The organism is Kitasatospora sp. NA04385, assembly GCF_013364235.1.
Classification (GTDB): Bacteria; Actinomycetota; Actinomycetes; order Streptomycetales; family Streptomycetaceae; genus Kitasatospora.
Map to the genome: position 1 here is coordinate 3,532,809 of NZ_CP054919.1, position 20,164 is coordinate 3,552,972.

Here is a 20,164-nt window from a genome sequence, read left to right on the forward strand (position 1 = left end):
CCGTTCCGTTCCCGGACGGCTAGTCCTTGCGGCGGCGCCAGCCGCCCTTCTTCTGCTGCCCGTCCGCATGCGGCTGCCCGTCCGCCTCGTCCTCGGGCTCGTCCGCCTCCCAGCGGGCCCACTCCTCGCGGGAGCCGAGCAGGCTGTCCGTCAGGCTGGGCAGGTCGTCGAGCGGCGTCTCCTCCGCCCACTCCGGCCGGGGCCGCAGCTCGCGGGTCCGCGCGGAGTCGTCCTCGTCCCGGAACAGCCCCTGGGGCACCCGGCCGGTCGGCTCGCCCGCCTTGGGCAGCGCCGCCGTCTCCTCGACGTTCCCGTCCCCGACCACCGGCAGCACCGCGGTCTCGTCGACCACCGGCAGCACCGCGGTCTCGTCGGCCGCCGCCCCGCCCCGGCCGGGCCTGGGCAGCTCCCGGGTGGTCTCCGCGTCCGTCCGGCCGTCCTCGACCTTCGGCAGCACCGCGGTCTCGTCAGCCGGAGCGGGGGCCGCCGGGGCCGCCGGAGCTTCCGCGGCCAGCGCCGCCGCCTGCTCGGCCTCCGCGGCCCGCCGCGCGGCCTCGGCCCGCTGCAACGCCTCCTCGGCGCGGCGGCGCTGCTCCTCCCGCTGCAGCTCGCGCTGCCGGGCGAACTCGGCCGGGCGGCCTCCTCCGCGGCGGCCTTGCGCGCGGCCTCCGCCGCCGCCTCGGCCCGGGCGGCCTCCGCGGCCCGCCGCTTCGCGTCCTCCTCCGCGCGCCGCGCGGCCTCCGCCTCGGCGGCGATCCGGGCGGTCTCGGCGGCCTTGCGGGCGGCCTCGGCCTCGGCCCGGGCGGCCTCCTCCGCGGCGAGCCGGTCCTTCTCGGCCTGCTCGGCGCGCAGCTGCTCCAGCAGTTCGAGGCGCTTGCGCTCGGCCTCCTCGGCGGCCTTGCGGGCGGCCTCGGCCTCGGCGGCGCGCCGGGCGGCCTCCTCGCGGGCCTTGCGCTCCTGCTCGGCCTTGGCGGCCTTCTCCTGGTCGGAGAGCGGCAGCTCGCGGTCGAGCCGGTGCCGGATCGAGGTGGTGACGACGGCGGGCGCCTGGGCGCCGTCGACGACCAGGTAGCGGGCCGGGTCGGCGGCGGCCAGCGCCAGGAAGCCGGAGCGGACCCGCTGGTGGAACTCGGTGGGCTCGGACTCCAGCCGGTCGAGCGCCTCGGTGAAGCGGTCCCGGGCGGCGGTCGGGTCGACGTCCAGGACGACCGTCAGGTCGGGGACCAGCCCGCCGGTGGCCCAGCGGGAGATCCGGGCGACCTCGGTGGCGGCCAGGTCGCGGCCGGCGCCCTGGTAGGCGATGGAGGAGTCCATGTACCGGTCGGTGATGACGACCGCGCCGCGCTCCAGCGCCGGGCGGATCACGTTCTCGACGTGCTCGGCCCGGTCGGCGGCGTAGATCAGCGCCTCGGCCCGGTGCGACAGGCCGGTGTTGCCGACGTCCAGGACGAGGGCGCGCAGCCGCTGCCCGATCGGGGAGCCGCCGGGCTCGCGGGTGAGGACGACCTCGTGGCCCTTGGCCCGGATCCACTCGGCCAGCGCCTGCGCCTGGGTGGACTTGCCGGCGCCGTCGCCGCCCTCCAGGGCGATGAAGTAGCCCTTCCCGGCGACCCGGTGCGGGGCGGTCTCGGCCTGGCCCCGGACGGCCTGGGCCAGCTCGCGGCCGAACGGGACGACGCCGCGCTGGTCGTCGGTCTTGAGCAGCACCACGGCGGCCAGCACCAGGGTCAGCAGCCCGGCGGTGGAGACGGCGAGCGCGGCGCCGTCGTGGATGAAGGTGAAGTGGCCGCGGCCGATCTCGCCGAGGGTGACCTGCCCGTACGCGGCGGCCAGCAGCGGCATGCCGACCAGCGCGGCGCCGACCACGGCCCGCAGCACGGCGTACAGGTGCTCGGTGACCTTGCCGAGCCGGATCTCCTCGATCTCCTGGGCGAGCAGCCCGCGGCCGGTGGCGATGACCACCCCGGCGGCCAGGCCGGCCAGCACGGTGAACAGCAGCACCAGCACGAAGTCGAGGACCAGGCCGGCCAGGATCAGCGACACGCCGGAGGTGATCAGGCCAAGGCCAAGCAGTCGGCGGCGGGACAGGCCCGGCAGGGTGGCTCGGCTGAGCCGGACGCCGACCGCGGGGGCGCCAGCCGCGGCCAGCACCAGCAGGCCGTAGCCGATCGGCCCGGCCAGGTGCTCGGCCGCGGTGAGCAGGCCGAGCGCGGCGACCCCGGCCATCGAGGCGTACGCGGCGGCGATCGAGAAGGTGAAGTACGGGGCGGAGCCGGTGCGGCCCTTCTTCAGGGACGAGCCGAAGGAGGGGCGGCGCGGAGCGTCTCCGGCAGGGGTGGTGGTGGACGACGGGAGGGCGTCGGTCGGGGCGCGCAGGCCCTGCAGCGGGGAGCGCGGCTCGGCGGTGGCCCCGGCCGGCAGCTCCTGGAAGTACAGCAGCGCGGCGTTGGTGACGAACAGCGCGGCGGCGCCGAGCGCGGCGATGGTGAGCTGGTGCGTGCGCAGCCACTCCAGGCCGACCGCGGCGAGCACGTTGTTGACCAGGGTGAGGCCGATCAGCCCGCCGGCGGCCAGCGGCAGCGCGGCCCAGCCGGTGCGCGCGTCCAGGGTGCGGACGGCGTCCAGCGCGGCGGCGCCCGGCGGCCCGGGCTGTTCGGGGACGGCCAGCAGTCCGGGGACGGCGGCGGCCTTGCCGATGGTCCAGATCCGTTCGGCGGTGCCGGCCAGGAAGGCGGTGCCGAGCAGCAGCCAGGTCGCCGAGCCGGGTGCCCAGACCGCCCACCAGGGGGCGAGTCCGATCAGCAGGGCGCGGGCCAGGTCGGCGCCGAGCAGGCTCCAGCGCCGGTCGAGCTTGCCGCCGACCAGGGCGTGCACGGGGCCGAGCAGGGCCGCGCCGACCAGTCCGGTGGCGAGCAGCCGGGCCGCGAACAGCGCGGCGACGGCGAGCGCGAGGGCCCGGTAGCCGTGCCCGAACTGGCCGCCGAGCACGGCGGCCACCACGGTGAGCGGCACCAGCACCAGGACGGTCAGCCGGTCCGCGGCCCCGCCGAGCAGCTGGGTGGTCCACAGTTTCCGGTAGGGCCGCAGCCTCAGCAGCGCACGGGCCCGTTCGCCGGGCGTCCCGGCGGGGGCGACCTCGGGGAGGCCGGGGGCGGCGGTGCGTGCGGTGGGGGGCAGCTCCTCGCTCGTCATACGGTCAGCGTAGCGAGTGCGCGCGCCCGTTCTTAACGGGCCTGCCCGGATTCGAACAGGCCCGTTACGGAGTGTCCGTCAGCTCTCCTCGGAACGGCCACCGGCGGCGGCGCCCCCGTCGGCCGACGCGGCCTTGGCGGCGGTCTTCTTCGCCGTCGTCTTGGTCGCCGTCTTCTTGACCGCGGTGGTCTTCTTCGCGGCGGTCTTCTTGGCCGTGGCGGTCTTCTTGGCCGCCGTCTTGGTGGCCGCCGTCTTGGTGGTTGCGGCCTTCTTCGCCGGGGCCTTCTTGGCGGTCTTCTTCACCGGCCCGCGGGCCCGCTTCTCGGCCAGCAGCTCGTAGGCCCGCTCGGGGGTGATGGTCTCGACCTCGTCGTCCTTGCGGAGCGTCGCGTTGGTCTCCCCGTCGGTCACGTACGGGCCGAACCGGCCGTCCTTGACCACCACCGGCTTCTCGCTGACCGGGTCGTTGCCGAGCTCCTTGAGCGGCGGCGCGGCGGCGGCCCGCCCGCGCGCCTTGGGCTGGGCGTAGATGGCCAGCGCCTCGTCCAGGGTGATGGACAGCAGCTGGTCCTCGCTGGTGAGCGAGCGCGAGTCGGTGCCGCGCTTGAGGTACGGGCCGTAGCGGCCGTTCTGCGCGGTGATCTCGGCGCCCTCGGCGTCGGTGCCGACGACCCGCGGCAGCGAGAGGAGCTTCAGCGCGTCCTCCAGCGTGACGGTGTCCAGGTCCATCGACTTGAACAGCGAGGCGGTGCGCGGCTTGACGGCGTTCTTGCCGGTCTTCGGGGTGCCCTCGGGCAGCACCTCGGTGACGTACGGGCCGTACCGGCCGGCCTTGGCCACCAGCGGGTTGCCGCTGACCGGGTCGGTGCCGAGCTCGCGCTCGCCGCTGGGCTTGTTGAACAGCTCCTCGGCGAGTTCGACGGTCAGCTCGTCCGGCGGCAGGTCGTCGGGGACGTCGGCCCGCTGGTCGGGCTCGCCCTCGACGGCGGCGGGCCGCACCACGTACGAACCGAAACGGCCGACCCGGAGCACGATGCCGGCTCCGATCGGGAAGGAGCTGATCTCGCGGGCGTCGATCGCGCCGAGGTCGGTGACGAGCTCCTTCAGGCCGCCGAGGTGGTCGCCGTCGCCGTTCCCGGCGTCCGCGGCCCCGCCGACCGCCGCGCCGTTCGACTCGCCCGCGCCGAAGTAGAAGCGCTTGAGCCACGGCACGGACTCGGCCTGGCCGGCCGCGATCCGGTCGAGGTCGTCCTCCATCTTGGCGGTGAAGTCGTAGTCGACCAGTCGGCCGAAGTGCTTCTCCAGCAGGTTGACCACCGCGAAGGACAGGAAGGACGGCACCAGGGCGGTGCCCTTCTTGAACACGTACTTGCGGTTGATGATCGTGTCGATGATCGAGGCGTAGGTGGAGGGGCGGCCGATCTCCCGGTCCTCCAGCTCCTTGACCAGCGAGGCCTCGGTGTAGCGGGCCGGGGGCTTGGTGGCGTGGCCCTCGGGGGTGAGCTTCTCGGCGGCCAGCGGGTCGCCCTCGGTGACCTGCGGCAGCCGGCGCTCGCGGTCGTCCAGCTCGGCGTTCGGGTCGTCGGCGCCCTCGACGTAGGCCTTCAGGAAGCCGTGGAAGGTGATGATCTTGCCGGAGGCGGAGAACTCGGCGTCCCGCCCGTCGGCGGAGCGGCCGCCGACCTTCACGGTGACCGACTGGCCGACCGCGTCCTTCATCTGGGAGGCGACGGTGCGCATCCAGATCAGCTCGTACAGCCGGAAGTCGTCGCCGCCCAGACCGGTCTCGGCGGGCGTGCGGAAGCGGTCCCCGGAGGGGCGGATCGCCTCGTGCGCCTCCTGCGCGTTCTTCACCTTGGAGGCGTAGGTGCGCGGCGCGGACGGCAGGTAGTCGGCCCCGTACAGCTGGGTGACCTGGACGCGGGCCGCGGTCACCGCGGTCTCCGACAGCGTGGTCGAGTCGGTGCGCATGTAGGTGATGAAGCCGTTCTCGTACAGCTTCTGCGCCACCTGCATGGTCCGCTTCGCGCCGAAGCCCAGCTTGCGGCTGGCCTCCTGCTGCAGCGTGGTGGTGCGGAACGGCGCGTACGGGGAGCGGCGGTACGGCTTGGACTCGACGCTGCGGACGCTGAACGCGGTCTGCTGCAGCGCGGCGGCCAGCGTGCGGGCGGCCTGCTCGTCCAGGTGCAGGGTGGTCGCGGCGCTCTTCAGGCGGCCGTCCGGGCCGAAGTCGCGGCCGGTGGCGATCCGCTTGCCGTCGACCGAGACCAGCCGGGCCCCGAAGGACTCCGGGTTGGCCGCGTCGGCGGCGGTGCGGCCGGTGCCGAAGGTGCCGACCAGGTCCCAGTAGGAGGCCGAGGTGAAGGCGATCCGCTCGCGCTCCCGCTCGACCACCAGTCGGGTGGCCACCGACTGGACGCGGCCCGCCGAGAGCTTCGGCATGACCTTCTTCCACAGCACGGGGGAGACCTCGTAGCCGTAGAGGCGGTCCAGGATGCGGCGGGTCTCCTGGGCGTCGACCAGGCGCTTGTTCAGGTGGCGCGGGTTGCGCACGGCCTCCTGGATGGCGTCCTTGGTGATCTCGTGGAAGACCATCCGGTGCACCGGCACCTTGGGCTTGAGCACTTCCTGCAGGTGCCACGCGATGGCCTCGCCCTCGCGGTCCTCATCGGTGGCGAGGAAGAGCTCGTCGGACTCCTTCAGCAACGACTTCAACTTGGTGACCTGGGACTTCTTGTCCGGGTTCACCACGTAGATCGGGGCGAAGTCGTGGTCCACGTCGACGCCGAGGCGGCGCACCTCGCCGGTGTACTCGTCCGGGACCTCGGCGGCCGTGCCGGGCAGGTCGCGGATGTGACCGACACTGGCCTCGACGATGTAGCCGGGCCCGAGGTAGCCCTTGATCGTCTTGGCCTTGGCCGGCGACTCGACGATGACGAGTCGCTTGCCGTGCGCGGTCTCGCTGCTCGGGGACACCTTCGCTCTTCTCTCCCGGTCGTTTACCAGAACTCCTGGGCTGCCGCAGCGCGACGGCCCCACCAGCGGAGTGTGACCGTACCCTGGCCACCCTTGTCAAACGGACGGATCCTGCTTTTTCACCGGCAAGGCCGACCGACGCCACTCGAACGGTAACCCGATGACCGGGCCCGGGGCATGTCTTTCCCCGGCAACCACGCCCGCCACCGGGTCTCGCCGGGCCGCTCGGCGAACGGCCGGAACCCGTCCCCCGCGGCCGACCGGCGCCCCCGCACCGGGATCCGGAGGAACGCGCTCCGTGACCGGACGGCGCCCTCCGCCGCCCCGGCCCGGGCGCCTCAGCGCAGGGCCGCGGCCAGCAGCGTCAGGCCTCCGGCCAGCGCGGACGTGGCGAGCACGGCCCAGAACAGGTCGGCCGGCAGCGAGGGCAGGTCCTCGTGCGCGGCCAGCACCACCCGGTCCGGTCGGCGCGGGTCGTAGGCGACCTGGACGGCCGCGCCGGGGGCCAGCCGGACCGGCCGCCGCAGCGGCGTGCTGCCCCGCGGCCGGGCCAGCACCAGGCGGTACGGTTCGCCCGGGTCGGCGGCCGGGTGCAGTTCGTGGACGATCCCCGCTCCGGCGGCGTCCACCGCGGCGGCGGTCCGGGCCCCGGGCAGCTCCACCGGGTAGGACAGCAGCGGGCTGCTGTCCAGCGCGCCGGCCCGGTCCGGATCGGCCACCACCTGCGCGGTGGCGGGCACGCCGCGACGGCGCAGGTGGTGGCGAAGGCGCAGTTCCACGGCGCACCACAGCAGCAGCGCGCTCCCGAAGACCGTCAGGACCGCCCCGCCCACCAGCGTCGTCGGCGTCTCCACCCCGGTCCTCCCCCGCGTTTCCACAGCCTGTGGACAGCACGATGGCACCCGGTGGACAACCGGCGGCGGACACCCGGAGTACGCCCGGCCACGCACGGGGAACGGACGGGTGAACACGCCCCGTCCGGATCCCGCCCGGCGGACGGGGCCGAGGTGGCGGGCGCGACCGGCGCGGCGGACGTGGCCGGCGCGGGGCGCGCGGCGGACGTGGCTGGCGCGGCTGGCGCGGCGGAAGCGGCCTCCGTGTTCACCCGTGTTCAACGAGGCCGGGGCCCGCCAGTCACCGCGCGGGCTTGGTGACCAACGTCACCGCCGCCCGGCGGCCGGGTCGTGCCGCGCACGACCGCGGGTGAAGCTCCGCGACCGTTCATGACCGTTCATGACTGCTCGGGGCCGTTCGTGGTCGTTCGGGGCCGTTCAGGGCCGTTCAGGACCGCTTGGAGACGCCCGGGGACGTTCGGGGACGCCCACGGGCGCCGGTGGACGGCTGCGCGCTCCCGTGGGGCGTGGGGCCGGTGGACGAGCGGCGGAGGTCAGCGCACCGGCTCGACGAAGCCCTGCTCGGTGAGCAGCCGGAGCGACTCCGGCACCCGCTCGCGCAGCTGCGCCGCGTCCTCGCCGAGCAGTTGGGCGATCGCGTCGACGATCTCCCCGGCGGCGAGGGTGCCGTCGCAGACGCCGACGAAGCCCGCGCCGACCGTGTCGACCTTGGTGGCCCGGCGCATGCCCCGGTTGTGCCGGAGGACCACGTGCTCCGGGTCCTCCGAGCCGGGGTCGCCGATCTGCTCCTGGACGACCTCGTCGGCCAGCAGGTAGCGGGCGGCCAGCAGCCCGGCATCGTCGTGGGCGCGCAGGAAGTCCTGCCGGGCGAACCACTCCTCGATGTGCGGGCCGAGCGGCTGCTCGACGGGGTGCGGCCACTCCTCGATCCGCACCACGGGCTCGGCCGCGCCGGAGGCCCGCAGGGTGATCCAGCCGAAGCCGATGCCCTCGACACCGGCCGTCTCGAAGGCGTCCAGCCACTCCTCGTACCGGTCGGCGTACTCCTCGCCGCGGTGGTCGCCGCCGTCGCGCAGCCACAGCTCGGCGTACTGGGCGACGTCCTGCACCTCGCGCTGGACCACCCAGGCGTCCAGGCCGGTGCCGGCCACCCAGCCGGCCAACCGGTCGTGCCAGTCCTCGCCCTTGACGTGCTGCCAGTTCGCCAGCAGTTGGCAGTAGCCGCCGGGCGCCAGGTGGGCGGCCGCGCCGCGGACCACGCTGCGGCACAGCTCGTCGCCGGCCATCCCGCCGTCCCGGTAGGTGAACCGTCCGGCCGGGGAGATCACGAACGGCGGGTTGGAGACGATCAGGTCGAAGCGCCGGTCGCCGACCGGCTCGTACAGGCTGCCCTCGGCGGTCTCCACCTGGTCGAAGCCGGAGAGCGCGGCGGTCAGCCGGGTGAAGTGCAGGGCGCGCGGGTTGAGGTCGGTGGCGGTGACCCGCTGGGCGTGCCGGGCCGCGTGCAGGGCCTGCACGCCGGAGCCGGAGCCCAGGTCCAGCACTTCGCGCACCGGCCGGCGCACCGTCAGGTTGGCCAGCGTGGTGGACGCCCCGCCGACCCCGAGCACCAGGTCGCGCCGCTCGACCCCGGCGGCCGTCCGGCCCGAGCCGATCCCGCCCGCGCCGCCGACGGCGCAGCCCAGGTCGGACACCACCCAGGCGTCGGCGCTGGGCAGCCCGGCCACCTCGTCGGCGTACGGCCGCACGTCCACGGTGGCGCGCAGTTCGTCCCCCTCCGCGGCCAGCCAGCCGTCGGCCAGCAGCCCGTCCAGCAGCCCGTCGGCCGGCAGCGCGGCGGCGGCCGCGGCCCGAGGCACGGGGCGCTGCAGCAGGAACAGCCGCACCAGGGTCTCCAGCGGCGAGCCGCCGCGGGTCGCCCGCAGCGCGGGGACGGCCTCGCTGCGGGCCAGCGCCGCGTACGCGGTCGGGCCGAGCAGGTCCAGCAGTCCGTCGGCGGTGAAGGAGGCGCTCAGCAGCGCCTCGCGGAACTCCGCCATCCGGCCGGAATCAAGAACGGGGCTGTTCGTCACCCCGCCATTCTCCCCCGTCCGGCACCCCGGCCGCCCCGCCGCCCGGTCGCCCCGCCGCCCGGTCGCCCCGCCGCCCGGTCGGGCAGCGGGGCGGGGCGGCGGAGTGGGGCAGGGCGGGGCGTGGGGTGGAGCGGATCGGGACGAGGGGCCGGCCCGGTCGGCTCAGCTCGCGCTGGGCGAGGGGGAACCGGACTTCGCGGCGTCCCCGGCGGGGGCACCGGAAGGGCTGCCGGAGGAGCCGCCGGAGGCCGCCGGGGAGGCGCCCCCGCTGGGAGCGCCCGTCCCGGTGCCGTCGGTGCCGCCGGTCGCGCCGGTCGCACCGGACGACGGCGCGGCGGAGGCGGCGCCCGTTCCGGCGCCGCTGCCACCGGCCTTGCAGCCGGGCTGCTTCTTCATCGCGTCGCCCAGGTCACCGCTCTGCAGGGTGGCCAGCGCGGAGGTGGAGACCTGGGAGAGCTGCTGCACCTGGTCGCCGACGCTGCGCAGGCCGTCCGCGAACTTGGCCTGGTCCGCGCTGGCCAGCGCGTCGAGCTTCTTCTGCGCGTCCAGGTAACCCTGCGCGACCTGCTTCAGCTCGTTGACGGCGTCCTGCTGGACCTTCGCCCCGTCGTCGATCTTCGGCGCGCCGGCCTTCTGGACCGCGTCGGCCAGCTGCTGGTTGGTGGTGGCGAGCGAGGCGAAGTCGGCGGAGAGCCGCTTCTGCAGGTCGGCGGGGGACTCGCCCTCCTTGACATTCGCGGTGTCCGCGAGGGCGTTCCTGGACTGCGCGATCGGGTCCTTCGCCGCGTCGCAGACGCCCTTCGCCCAGCCGTCGAGTTTCTCCGCCGAATCGTCGGCGGAGCAGCCGACCGCAGCGAGCGCGAGCAGCGCGCCGAGCGCGGAGACGGTCACCAGTCGCTTCTTCACCGGGGCCCTTTCGGTCACTGACGCCCGGCTCCGGGCATCGCCAGCGAACCTACACGCCCGCCCGCACCGCCCCGCCGGGAAGGCCGCAGCCCGCAGCATCCGCGCAGCTCAACGGCCGGGCGGATGGCGGGAGGTGCTCACGAGGGGGGACGAAACGCTTCGGCCCGAGCCCGCAGCAGGGCGGAGCCGGGCAGACCTCGGCGGGCCCGGACGGATCGCGGGCGGGCCCGAGCGGCTCAGGCCGCGTCCGGGCGGCTCAGACCGCGACGGAGACCGGGGAGAGCGGCCAGCTCATCCGGATCACACCGCCGTCGGAGCCGTTGCCGACCTCGACGTCCTCGACCAGGCCGGTGATCACCGCGAGGCCGAGGGTCTCCTCGTCCTCCGGCTCCCCGTCCGCGGCCTCGGCGGCGTGCGTGGGCCCGGCCTCGTCGGCGACCTCGATGAGGAACCGCTTCTCCTGCTCGGTCAGCGCCACCCGGACCGCGCCGTCCACGCCGTTGCGCTGGTGCAGCGCGACCGCGCGGGAGCAGGCCTCACCGACGGCGAGGCGCAACTCGTCGAGCACCGACTCGTCCACCCCGGCCCGTCTGGCCACCGCGGCGGCCACCAGCCGGGCGGTGCGCACGTGCTCGGGAAGCGCGCTGAATCGAAGTTCGACGGTTGCCATGTCTCCCCTCCGGGGTTGCTCCCCACCGCCGGGCACACCGGCCCGCACGGCGGGGGCGGGGACACCGACCACGCCGGCCGGGCCGGGCACGGGGCCCGGCCGACCGGCGGCGGTCGATCGAAGTGATGCGGTTGGAACGGCCGATCGACGAAGGGTCGTCAGTCGGTCGCGGCGACGGCCTCGTCCACGGAGTTGTGGATCGGGAACACCTTGGTCAGACCGGTGATCCGAAAGATCTTGAGGATGCGCTCCTGGTTGCAGACCAGGCGCAGCGAGCCCTCGTGCGCACGCACTCGCTTCAGGCCACCGACCAGCACGCCGAGACCGGTGGAGTCGAGGAAGTCGACGCCCTCCATGTCCACGACCAAGTGGTAGTTGCCGTCGTTGACGAGCTCGACAAGCTGCTCGCGCAACTTGGGCGCGGTGTACACATCGATCTCGCCGCCAACCTCGACGACCGTACGATCGCCGACAGTACGGGTCGACAGGGACAGGTCCACGGAGCCTCCAGCACCTTGCCTTGCTACGTCATTGCGATCTTCACCCAGCGGCTGCCACCGCAGGGTCGCAGGGCCAGGGCGCGGCGAACCGGCAGGTCGGAGCCTCGGCGTTGCGGCTCTCGGCCGTGCGGCCGTCACGGGCCTCATTCAACCACCTGCGACCACGGGCGCACGATGGTTAACAGCGATTCTCCGTCACGCCGGTGACACACTGGGTCTTCATGCCGCCCCGTCACCACCAGCCCGAGGCCCTGCTCGCAACCCTTTCCACCGAGCGCGGCAGGTCGGACCGCCTCACCCATACGGAGCACCTGCCCGCCCGTGCCGCCCGGTATGCGCCTTGGCCGGAAGGAATCCGTCAGGAGGTGGTCGCCGCCGCCTCCGGGCTCGGCGTGGTGCTGCCCTGGGCCCACCAGGCAGAGGCGATGGACCTGGCCGCCGCCGGGCGGACCACGGTGATCGCCACCGGCACCGCCTCGGGCAAGTCGCTGGGCTATCTGGCCCCGTTGTTGAGCGACCTGCTGACCGGCACCGAGGCCCGCAACGGCCGCGGCGCGACCGCGCTGTACCTGGCCCCGACCAAGGCGCTGGCCGCCGACCAGCGCCGACGCGCCGCCGAACTCGTCCCCGACCGGGTCCGGGTCGCGCTGTACGACGGCGACACCCCGCCGCAGGAGCGCGAGTGGGTCCGCCAGTACGCGTCCTACGTGCTGACCAACCCGGACATGCTGCACCGCGGCATACTCCCGGCCCACCCGCGCTGGTCCTCCTTCCTGAAGGCGCTGCGGTACGTCGTGGTCGACGAGTGCCACACCTACCGCGGCGTGTTCGGCTCGCACGTCGCCCAGGTGCTGCGGCGACTGCGGCGGCTGTGCGCCCGCTACGGCTCCGAACCGACCTTCCTGCTGGCCTCCGCCACCACCGCCGAACCGGCCGTCACCGCCGAGCGGCTCACCGGCCTGCCCGCCACCGCCGTGACCGAGGACTGCTCGCCGCGCGGCCCGCTGGTGTTCGCGCTCTGGGAACCGCCGCTGACCGAGAACGTCGGCGAGCACGGCGCGCCCGTCCGCCGCAGCGCCACCGCCGAGGCCGGATACCTGCTCACCGACCTGGTGCACGGCGGCACCCGAACGGTGGCCTTCGTCCGCTCCCGGCGGGCCGCCGAACTGGTCGCGCTGCAGGCCCAGGAGCAGCTCGGCCAGCCGCTCGCCGCCCGGGTCGCCGCCTACCGCGGCGGCTACCTGGCCGAGGAGCGCCGCGCCCTGGAGCGCGACCTGCACACCGGCCGACTGCTCGGCCTCGCCTCCACCTCCGCCCTCGAACTCGGCGTGGACGTCTCCGGCCTGGACGCCGTCCTGCTGGCCGGCTACCCCGGCACCCGGGCCTCGCTGTGGCAGCAGGCCGGGCGCGCCGGGCGGGAGGGCCAGGGCGCGCTGGCGGTGCTGATCGCCCGGGACGACCCGCTGGACACCTACCTCGTCCACCACCCCGAGGCGCTGTTCGCCACCCCGGTGGAGGCCACCGTCCTCGACCCGGACAACCCGCACGTGCTCGCCCCGCACCTGTGCGCCGCCGCCGCCGAACTCCCGCTCACCGACGCCGACCTGGAACTGTTCGGTCCGTCCGCCGCGCCGCTGCTGCCGGTGCTGGAGCGGCGCGGCCTGCTGCGGCGGCGCTCGGACGGCTCCTGGTACTGGACCCGCCGCGAACGCGCCGCCGACGGCGTCGACCTGCGCGGCAGCGGCGGCAGCCCCGTGCAGATCGTCGAGGCCGACACCGGGCGGCTGCTCGGCACCGTGGACGCCGAGGCCGCGCACACCACCGTGCACACCGGCGCCGTCCACCTGCACCAGGGACGCACCTACCTGGTCCGGGAGTTCGACCTGGAGTCCTCGGTCGCCCTGGTCTCCCCCGCGAACCCGCCGTACACCACCTCCGCCCGGGACGTCACCTCCATCGCGGTCCTGTCCACCGACACCACCGAGGAGTGGGGCGAGGCCCGGCTCAGCTTCGGCTCGGTGGAGGTCACCAACCAGGTGGTCGGGTACCTCCGCAAACGGATCTCCACCGGCGAGATCCTCGGCGAGAGCAAGCTCGACCTGCCGCCGCGCACGCTGCGCACCCGGGCCGTCTGGTGGTCCGTCACCGAGGACCAGCTCCTCGACGCGCTCGTCCCGTTCGACCAGCTCCCGGGCGCGGCCCACGCCGCCGAGCACGCCTCCATCGGCCTCCTCCCGCTGTTCGCCACCTGCGACCGCTGGGACATCGGCGGCGTCTCCGTCCCGCTGCATCCCGACACCGGGCTGCCCACCGTCTTCGTGTACGACGGCCACTCCGGCGGCGCGGGCTTCGCCGAACGCGGCTTCCGGCGCGCCGTCGAGTGGCTGACCGCCACCCGGGACGCCATCGCCGCCTGCGAGTGCGAACGGGGCTGCCCGTCCTGCGTCCAGTCCCCGAAGTGCGGCAACGGCAACGAACCGCTCGACAAGGCCGCCGCGATCCGCCTCCTCACCACCCTCCTCGCCGGAGCTCCGGCCACCGCCACGAACCCGGATTCGGACCCGGGCCCGGACCTGGTTCCCGAGGAGGGGCCGGCCTCCGAGGAGGGCCCGGGCGGGCCCGGCTGAGCCGACGCCCCACCCGCCGCCCGCGCTCGCGGGCGCGGCCTCGCCGTCCCCGTCGCTCCAGGCCCGGAGCGGGCCCGCCCGGGCCCGGGCTCGGGCCGGGGCCAGTGGCAGCGGCAGTGCGGCGCCGCGGATCGGAGCGCGGACCACCACCTCCACCGCGTCCTGCCCCGGCAGCACCTGACAGGAGACCAGTTCGACTCCCTCCTGGGCCCGCGTCAGCTCCGCGGCCCGCCCGCAACCGCCGTCCTCGTCGAGCAGCAGCCGGCCGGCGGCGGCCAGGGCCGCGAGGTCGGCCGCCGACTCGGCGCGGTGACGGGCGGCCACCGCCGAACCCAGCGTCAGGCAGGCCGAGAACACCACCACCCCGAGCGACCCCAGGGCCACCAGCCACACCGTCACCGAGCCCCGGTCGTCCACCGCACCGGGCGCCACCTCACCAACCCGTATCCACCGCAACCGCCGCATCCGCACGGCATCACCTCCGCTCCTCCGGTCGGTCCTCAGCCCGTTCGCGTCCGTCCTCATTCGTCACCGGCCAGCACGTCCTCCCGGGCGCCCACCGCCGTGGCCGTGAGCCGGACCGACATCAGGGTGGCCAGGCGGCCCGGGCCCGGGCAGGGGGCTTCGACGGTGGCCCGGGCGGTGGTGGCGTCCAACTCGATGGCGACCTTCGCCCCGCGCGGGGCCGCGGCGGTGGCCAGGGCCAGCGCGTCGGCATCGCCCCGGGCGGCGGCCCGGGCCCCGACCCGGGCCGCGTCCACGCACCGGATCTGGGCACCCGCCGCCACCACGCCCCAGGTCAGCATCGCCGCCAGCAGCACCAGGGCGGGCAGCCCGACCGCGGTCTCGGCCGTGACCATCCCGCGGTCCGCCGGTCTCCGGTCAGACCGCATGCAGGGCCCGCTCGAGGATCTCCGCCAGCGCCCCGGAGACCGTGCCGCTGGTCACCACCTTGTAGAGCACGGCGGCGAAGGCGCAGGCCGCGACGGTGCCGATCGCGTACTCGGCCGTGCTCATCCCGGCATCCGGCGGACCGGCCGCCAGCCTTCGGCAACGGTGCCGGAACCAGCCGCCGAGCCTGCGCCCGACCCGAGGCACCGCGAGCAGCACGGCGAGCAACAGCGCGAGCAGCACGACGGTCGGCCGAGCCGTCCGGACGGACTTCGTCATGGTGGGATCCCTTCGTCGATGACGGAAATGAACCGGGTCGGAAATGAACCGGGTCGGAAATGAACGGAGTCAGGCGGCCATCGGGCACCTGGGCGGCACCGCCTCACAGCCGCTGGGAGAAGGCCGCGGTCAGCCCCGTGACCACCGGCACCACTCCGATCAGCACGAACGCGGGCAGGAAGCAGAGCCCGAGCGGTGCCGTGGCCAACACGCCCGCCCGCCGCACCCGGGCGTGCGCCGCCCGGGCGGCGGCGGCCCGTTGGGACTGGGCCAGGCCGGTCAGCGCGGCGGCCGGCGGGGCGCCGCTGAGGCTGGTGCGGGCCAGGCAGCGGGCGAGCGGGGCCAACGGCTGGCACTCGTCGGCCAGTTGCCCCCAGCAGCGCTCCGGCCCCGCACCGAGGGCGAGTCTGGCGGCGACTTGGGAGAGGCGGTCCCGCATCGGTGGCGGCACGCTGTCCGCGACGGCGGCCACCGCCTCGGCCGGAGAGCCGTTCGATCCGAAGCAGGCCGCCAACAGCTCGGCAGCCAACGGGAGCTGGCGGACCAGCCACTCGTGCTCCGCCGCCCGCCGACGCTGGTCCGGTGCGCGTACCCGGGGCAGCAGCCGCCAGGCCGCCCCGCCGGCCAGCAGGCCGACCGGCGGCCCCGCCCAGCCGCCGACCAGCGCCCAGACCGCCAGGCCCAGCAGCACCGCCAGCGGCCGGTCTCCCGTCGACCGCCCGAGCCACCGCCGTACGGTCGCCGCCGCCGAGTCACGGCGCCCGCCGCCCGCCGTGGCAGCCGACACCCGGGGGACGCACCGTTCCACCCGCCGCCGAAGCACCCGCCACCGCGCCGCCGACAGTGCCTCCCCCGCCAGCCCGACGACCGCCACCAGCACCAGGACCACCACCGCCTTCACCCCGTCCCACCTCCCGCGCTCAACCGACACCGACCCGCCCGAACCACCGCCCCCGCACCCCACGACAGCCACCCCGCCGCCCGCCCACAGGCGGGACACCAGCCCGGAACGCGCCGCCCGCACGGGTAGATCCGGGCCGAGCCTCCGGGTCGCCGCGCACCCGCAGCGTCCGGCGTCGGCGGCGCCGTCGGCGCCGTCGAATCCGGCCCGCGGGCGTGTTCACCCCCATCCGCCCGCCCGGCCCTCCGTCAGCCGGGGCGGGGCTCCGGCCCGGAGCTCGCCGCGAGTCCGGGAGATCCCGCAGCCCCCGGTAGCGGGCCCGGCCGGGGCGTCTTCGGCGGCCCGGACGATCCGGGCCGTCCAGAGGATGCCGGCCGTCTCCAGGGCGGCTCCGGCCAGCAGGCCGAGCAGGCCGACCGGTGTGTGCAGCAGGACGTGGACGGGGTGCGCCCCGAGCGCGGTGCCCAGGCCCAGGCCGACGGCGGGGAGGGCCGCGAGGAGCGCCATGGTGGTGCGCGGGCCCGCGAGTTCGCCCGAGATCTCCTCGGTGAGGGCCCGTTCGGCCCGTAGCGCGTCCGCGACCTGTTCCAGTCCGGTCGCCAGGCCGGTGCCGCTCTCGGTGCTGACCCGCCAGCAGGCCGCCATGGCTGCCGCACCCTCCCCGCCCGGCAGTTCGGCGACCAGGCGGAGCGCCGCCGGCAGGTCCGCCCCGTAGCGGCCCGCCGCCAGCCGGGCGGCGGGCTCGGCGCCGAGGCGGCGGCTCCAGTCGGGGGCGGCGCGGGTGAGGACGGCGTGCATGGCCTGTTCGGGGGTGGCACCGCTGCGCAGTTCGGCGGCCAGGCCGGTGCACAGGTCGATCACCGCCGCGGCCCGCCGCCGCGCCGCCCGGGCCGTGTTCCGCTCCGCCCGCCAGCGCCGGAGCGGGACCACTCCGCAGGCCGCCCCGACCAGCGGGAGCACCGAGGAGGTGCCGTGCCCGACCGCCGCGCCGAGCGGGAGCAGCAGCAGTTCGGGCACCAGCCAGCGCGGCCGCCGACGCCGCCACAGCGCCCGTGCCCGGCCGAACCGGCCGAACCGGCCGCCCCGCCCCGGCCCCGCCGCCCGTGCAGGACCCGGTGCGCCCGGCCGCCGCCGCGCCCGGCGGCGCGCCTCGATCAGCCAGGCCGTCCCGAGCAGTCCGCCGACCAGCCCGGCGGCCGCGCCGAGCAGCGTCGCCGCGCAGGCCGCGCCGTACGTCCTGGCCACCGGGAACGCCCCGGCCGCCACCGACACCGCCGCCGCCGACACCGCCGCCGTCACCGTCATCAGAGCCTCCTGACCGCGGAGCGCAACAGGTGCCACGCCACCGCCCCGATCACGCACAGCCCGAGCACCCAGGCCAGCTCCAGCCGACCCACCGTCATGTCGCCTCCCCGGCGGTCCGCGTGGCGTCCGCTCCCCCGGCCTGACCGGCCTCTCCGACCGCCTCCCTGGTCGCTGTCCCGGTCGCTGTCCCGGCTGTATCCCCGGCCGTCGTCCCGGCCGCCCCGGAAGCGTCCGGTCGTGGCGGCAGGTCGACGCCGCGTTCGGCGCACAGCTCCCGCAGCCTGGCCCAGCCGGGGCCGGGGCGGGCCCGGCCGTCGCGGTCGAAGTGGACGGCGGCGGTGGTGGCGGTCAGGCCGTCGGGCCCTCCGGTCAGCAGGTGGAGCCCGGTGACCCGGCGGCGGCCGTCGGTGCGGTCCCGGCCGAGGTGGACGACCGCGTCGAGGCCGGCCCGGAGCTGGCTGTGCAGGGAGTGCCGGTCGAGGCCGGCGAGCGAGCCGAGGGCCTCCAGCCGGGCGGGCACGTCGGCCGCGGTGTTGGCGTGGACGGTGCCGCAGCCGCCCTCGTGGCCGGTGTTCAGGGCCGCCAGCAGGTCGACCACCTCGGCGCCCCGGACCTCGCCGACCACCAGCCGGTCGGGCCGCATCCGCAGCGCCTGCCGGACCAGGTCGCGCAGGGTCAGTTCGCCCAGCGACTCCTGGTTGGGCGGGCGGGACTGGAGCCGGACCACGTGCGGGTGGTCCGGACGCAGTTCGGCGGAGTCCTCGGCGAGCACGATGCGCTCGTCGCCGGGGACGAGGCCGAGCAGGGCGGCCAGCAGGGTGGTCTTGCCGGTGCCGGTACCGCCGGAGACCAGCAGCGAGAGCCGGGCCCGCAGGACGGCGGCGAGCAGGTCGGCCCCGGACGGGGGCAGGGCCCCGGCGGCGACCAGTTCGGGGAGGGTGAAGGGCCGGTTGCGGCTGGTGCGCAGCGAGATGTGGGTGCAGTCGGCGGCGATCGGCGGCAGGACGGCGTGCAGCCTGGTGCCGTCGGGCAGCCGGGCGTCCACCCAGGGGCGGGCGTCGTCGAGGCGGCGACCGGCGGCGGTGGCCAGCCGGTGGGCGAGCCGACGGACGGCGTCGGCGTTCGGGAAGCGCACCCGGGAGGCGCGTTCCAGCCCGTGGCCGCGGTCGACCCAGACCTGGTCGGGGCCGTTGACCAGGACGTCGGTGACGCCGTCCTCGGCCAGCAGCGGGTCGAGCGGGCCGGCGCCGACGATCTCGGCGCGCAGGGTGCGCACCGCGGTCAGCACGTCGGCCCCGCCGAGCGGGGCCCGGCGGCCCGCAGGGCGGCGGCGACCGACCCGGCGGTGGGCTGCGCACCGGCCTCGGCGAGCCGGATCCGGACGGCGTCCACCAGTTCGGCGGCGCCGTCCGGGACCGGCCGGGCGGCCGGGGCGGCCACCGGTCCGTCGTCCGGCGGGACGGCGGGCGGCTGTCGGCGCACCAGGTAGCGCACCGGCGGGGCCTGGCGGCGGTCGGGGGCGGGCGGGCCGTCCCCGACCGGGAGGGCGGCCTCCGCGGGCCCTGAGGGGGCACTGGAGAGGCTCCGGGGGCGCGGCACCGCGATCCGGCGGTGGGTGCGGACGATCGGCCTCCGGGCGGCCCGCCGGTCGCCCCGGTGACCGTCCGTGGCGTCGGCGGGGCGGGCCCCGGCGACCGGGGCGTCGGCGGCGGCGTCAACGGCGTGCAGGTGGTTGGTCATGGTCGCTCCTCAGGCCGCCACGACGGGCGGCATCGCTTCGGTCAGGAACCGCCCGCAGAACCGGGCCAGCGGCCCGTGCTCCCGTAGGCCGGGCGGGGTGCCGCGTTCGACGTCCAGGGCGAGGCCCGGCTCGGGGGCGAGCTCCCCGGCGAGCCGCAGGCGCAGGCCGCGGGCGACGTCGGCCGCGGTGAGCCCGGACGGGCCGGGGGTGCGGACGACGGCCCGCAGGTCGGTGAGCCGCATCCGGACGGCCGCGGCGACCCGGTCGGCGGCCGCCAGGGCGCGCAGTTCGGCGGGCACCACGAGCAGCCCGGTGTCGGCCTGTTCGAGGGCCTGGGCGGCGGCCGCGTCGAGCTGTCTGGGCAGGTCGAGGACGACCAGCCCACCGCGTCTGCGGGCGGCCGCCAGGACGCTGCGCATCGCCTCGGCGGGGATGGTCAGGGTGTCGGACCTGTCCCAGGACAGGGCGCTGAGCCGGTGCGGCTCGGGCAGCGCCCGGGCCAGCTCGGCGCCGCTGATCCGGCCGCGGGAGGCCGCCAGGTCCGGCCAGCGCAGCCCGTCGTCCTGTTCGGCGCCGAGCAGCACGTCCAGCCCGCCGCCGAGCGGGTCTCCGTCGATCAGCATGGTGCGGTGCCCGGCCCGGGCGGCGCGGACCGCCAGGGCGCAGGCCAGCGTGGAGGCGCCGGCACCGCCGCGCCCGCCGAGCACGGCGACGGTGAGCGCCGGTGGCCCGACGCCCTCGGTGGCGTCGGCGATCCGGTCGAGCAGCCAGGGCTGCGCGTCGGGCAGGAAGAGCACGTGCTCGGCGCCGAGCCGGACGGCGCGGACCCAGATCTCGCCGTCGTCGAGGTCGAGGCCGAGCAGCAGGACGCCGGGCCTTCGGGCCAGCCCCGCGCACCGCTCGGCGAGGTCGTCGCCGACCAGCACCAGCGGGGCGTCCTCCCACAGCCGGGCGGGCGGGACGCCGGCGAGCAGCCGTGGTTCGGCCCCGGCGGCGGCGCACAGGCGGGTGAGCTGTTCGGCGAGCGCGTCGTCGGCGGTGAGGACCAGCGGCCCGGGCGGAGGTTCGGGGGCGGTGGCGTGCGGGTCGGTGACGGAGGCGGACAAGGCGGTCCTCCCGTGGTGCGGGGACGGTCTGACGGCGCGTCGGCCGCGGTGGCCCGGAAGGGCCCGGCGGGGCGGCGCGAACACCACGGTGAAGGACGGAGCGGAATGCGTCAGCCGACTTCCGATTGCCTGTGGATAACCCGC

14 protein-coding genes and 2 pseudogenes are annotated in these 20,164 nt (G+C 76.1%); 1 reads left to right on the top strand and 15 read right to left on the bottom strand.

Annotated features, from left to right (window positions below):
* Nucleotides 1-19: 19 nt before the first annotated feature.
* The 8 genes from HUT16_RS39750 to bldG all read right to left on the bottom strand — a co-directional run bounded on the left by HUT16_RS39750 (nt 20) and on the right by bldG (nt 11,170).
* The gene (locus HUT16_RS39750; RefSeq protein WP_368662683.1) at nt 20-259 is read right to left on the bottom strand and encodes a hypothetical protein; all 240 of its coding nucleotides are present in this window, start codon (nt 257-259) and stop codon (nt 20-22) included.
* Nucleotides 151-3,192: a dTMP kinase gene (tmk, locus tag HUT16_RS15580; protein ID WP_368662684.1), complete on the bottom strand. Its 3,042-nt coding sequence runs from the start codon at nt 3,190-3,192 to the stop codon at nt 151-153. The genes HUT16_RS39750 and tmk overlap by 109 nt, the downstream gene beginning before the upstream one ends.
* Before the next feature lie 78 nt (nt 3,193-3,270).
* On the bottom strand, nt 3,271-6,168 hold the full coding sequence (gene topA / locus HUT16_RS15585) for a type I DNA topoisomerase (RefSeq protein WP_176188778.1): 2,898 nt from the start codon (nt 6,166-6,168) through the stop codon (nt 3,271-3,273).
* Nucleotides 6,169-6,506: 338 nt separating this feature from the next.
* A complete protein-coding gene (locus HUT16_RS15590) occupies nt 6,507-7,022 on the bottom strand; it encodes a DUF3592 domain-containing protein (RefSeq protein ID WP_176188779.1) in 516 nt (171 codons plus the stop codon).
* Nucleotides 7,023-7,555: 533 nt separating this feature from the next.
* Nucleotides 7,556-9,061, bottom strand: a complete 1,506-nt coding sequence (locus HUT16_RS15595) for a methyltransferase (RefSeq protein ID WP_176188780.1) — start codon at nt 9,059-9,061, stop codon at nt 7,556-7,558.
* A gap of 195 nt (nt 9,062-9,256) precedes the next feature.
* The gene (locus tag HUT16_RS15600) at nt 9,257-9,985 is read right to left on the bottom strand and encodes a small secreted protein (RefSeq protein ID WP_217712067.1); all 729 of its coding nucleotides are present in this window, start codon (nt 9,983-9,985) and stop codon (nt 9,257-9,259) included.
* Between the two features lie 271 nt (nt 9,986-10,256).
* A complete protein-coding gene (locus tag HUT16_RS15605) occupies nt 10,257-10,670 on the bottom strand; it encodes an ATP-binding protein (protein ID WP_176188782.1) in 414 nt (137 codons plus the stop codon).
* Between the two features lie 158 nt (nt 10,671-10,828).
* On the bottom strand, nt 10,829-11,170 hold the full coding sequence (bldG, locus tag HUT16_RS15610; RefSeq protein WP_014136695.1) for an anti-sigma factor antagonist BldG: 342 nt from the start codon (nt 11,168-11,170) through the stop codon (nt 10,829-10,831).
* Nucleotides 11,171-11,391: 221 nt separating this feature from the next.
* Between bldG and HUT16_RS15615 the strand changes: the two genes are divergently transcribed.
* Entirely contained in the window at nt 11,392-13,797 is a 2,406-nt protein-coding gene (locus HUT16_RS15615; RefSeq protein ID WP_254897825.1) for a DEAD/DEAH box helicase, read from the top strand.
* Nucleotides 13,798-13,926: 129 nt separating this feature from the next.
* Here HUT16_RS15615 and HUT16_RS15620 read toward each other — a convergent pair.
* The 7 genes and pseudogenes from HUT16_RS15620 to ssd form a co-directional block, all read right to left on the bottom strand.
* Nucleotides 13,927-14,322, bottom strand: a pseudogene (locus tag HUT16_RS15620) (Rv3654c family TadE-like protein); the annotation flags it as partial.
* Nucleotides 14,319-14,657, bottom strand: coding sequence for a TadE family type IV pilus minor pilin (locus HUT16_RS15625; protein ID WP_254897826.1), 339 nt, complete (start codon nt 14,655-14,657; stop codon nt 14,319-14,321). The gene HUT16_RS15625 and the pseudogene HUT16_RS15620, both read right to left, overlap by 4 nt.
* Nucleotides 14,658-14,679: 22 nt before the next feature.
* On the bottom strand, nt 14,680-14,967 hold the full coding sequence (locus tag HUT16_RS39755) for a DUF4244 domain-containing protein (protein WP_176188784.1): 288 nt from the start codon (nt 14,965-14,967) through the stop codon (nt 14,680-14,682).
* A gap of 103 nt (nt 14,968-15,070) precedes the next feature.
* Complete coding sequence (locus HUT16_RS15635; protein WP_217712068.1) at nt 15,071-15,868, bottom strand: type II secretion system F family protein; 798 nt, start codon at nt 15,866-15,868, stop codon at nt 15,071-15,073.
* Nucleotides 15,869-16,087: 219 nt separating this feature from the next.
* Nucleotides 16,088-17,173 carry a type II secretion system F family protein gene (locus HUT16_RS15640; RefSeq protein WP_176188786.1) on the bottom strand — a complete coding sequence of 362 codons (1,086 nt, stop codon included), beginning with the start codon at nt 17,171-17,173 and terminating at the stop codon, nt 16,088-16,090.
* 94 nt (nt 17,174-17,267) lie between these two features.
* Nucleotides 17,268-18,613 (bottom strand): annotated as a pseudogene (locus tag HUT16_RS15645) (TadA family conjugal transfer-associated ATPase).
* 309 nt (nt 18,614-18,922) lie between these two features.
* Nucleotides 18,923-20,020, bottom strand: coding sequence for a septum site-determining protein Ssd (ssd, locus tag HUT16_RS15650; protein WP_176188787.1), 1,098 nt, complete (start codon nt 20,018-20,020; stop codon nt 18,923-18,925).
* Nucleotides 20,021-20,164 lie beyond the last annotated feature (144 nt).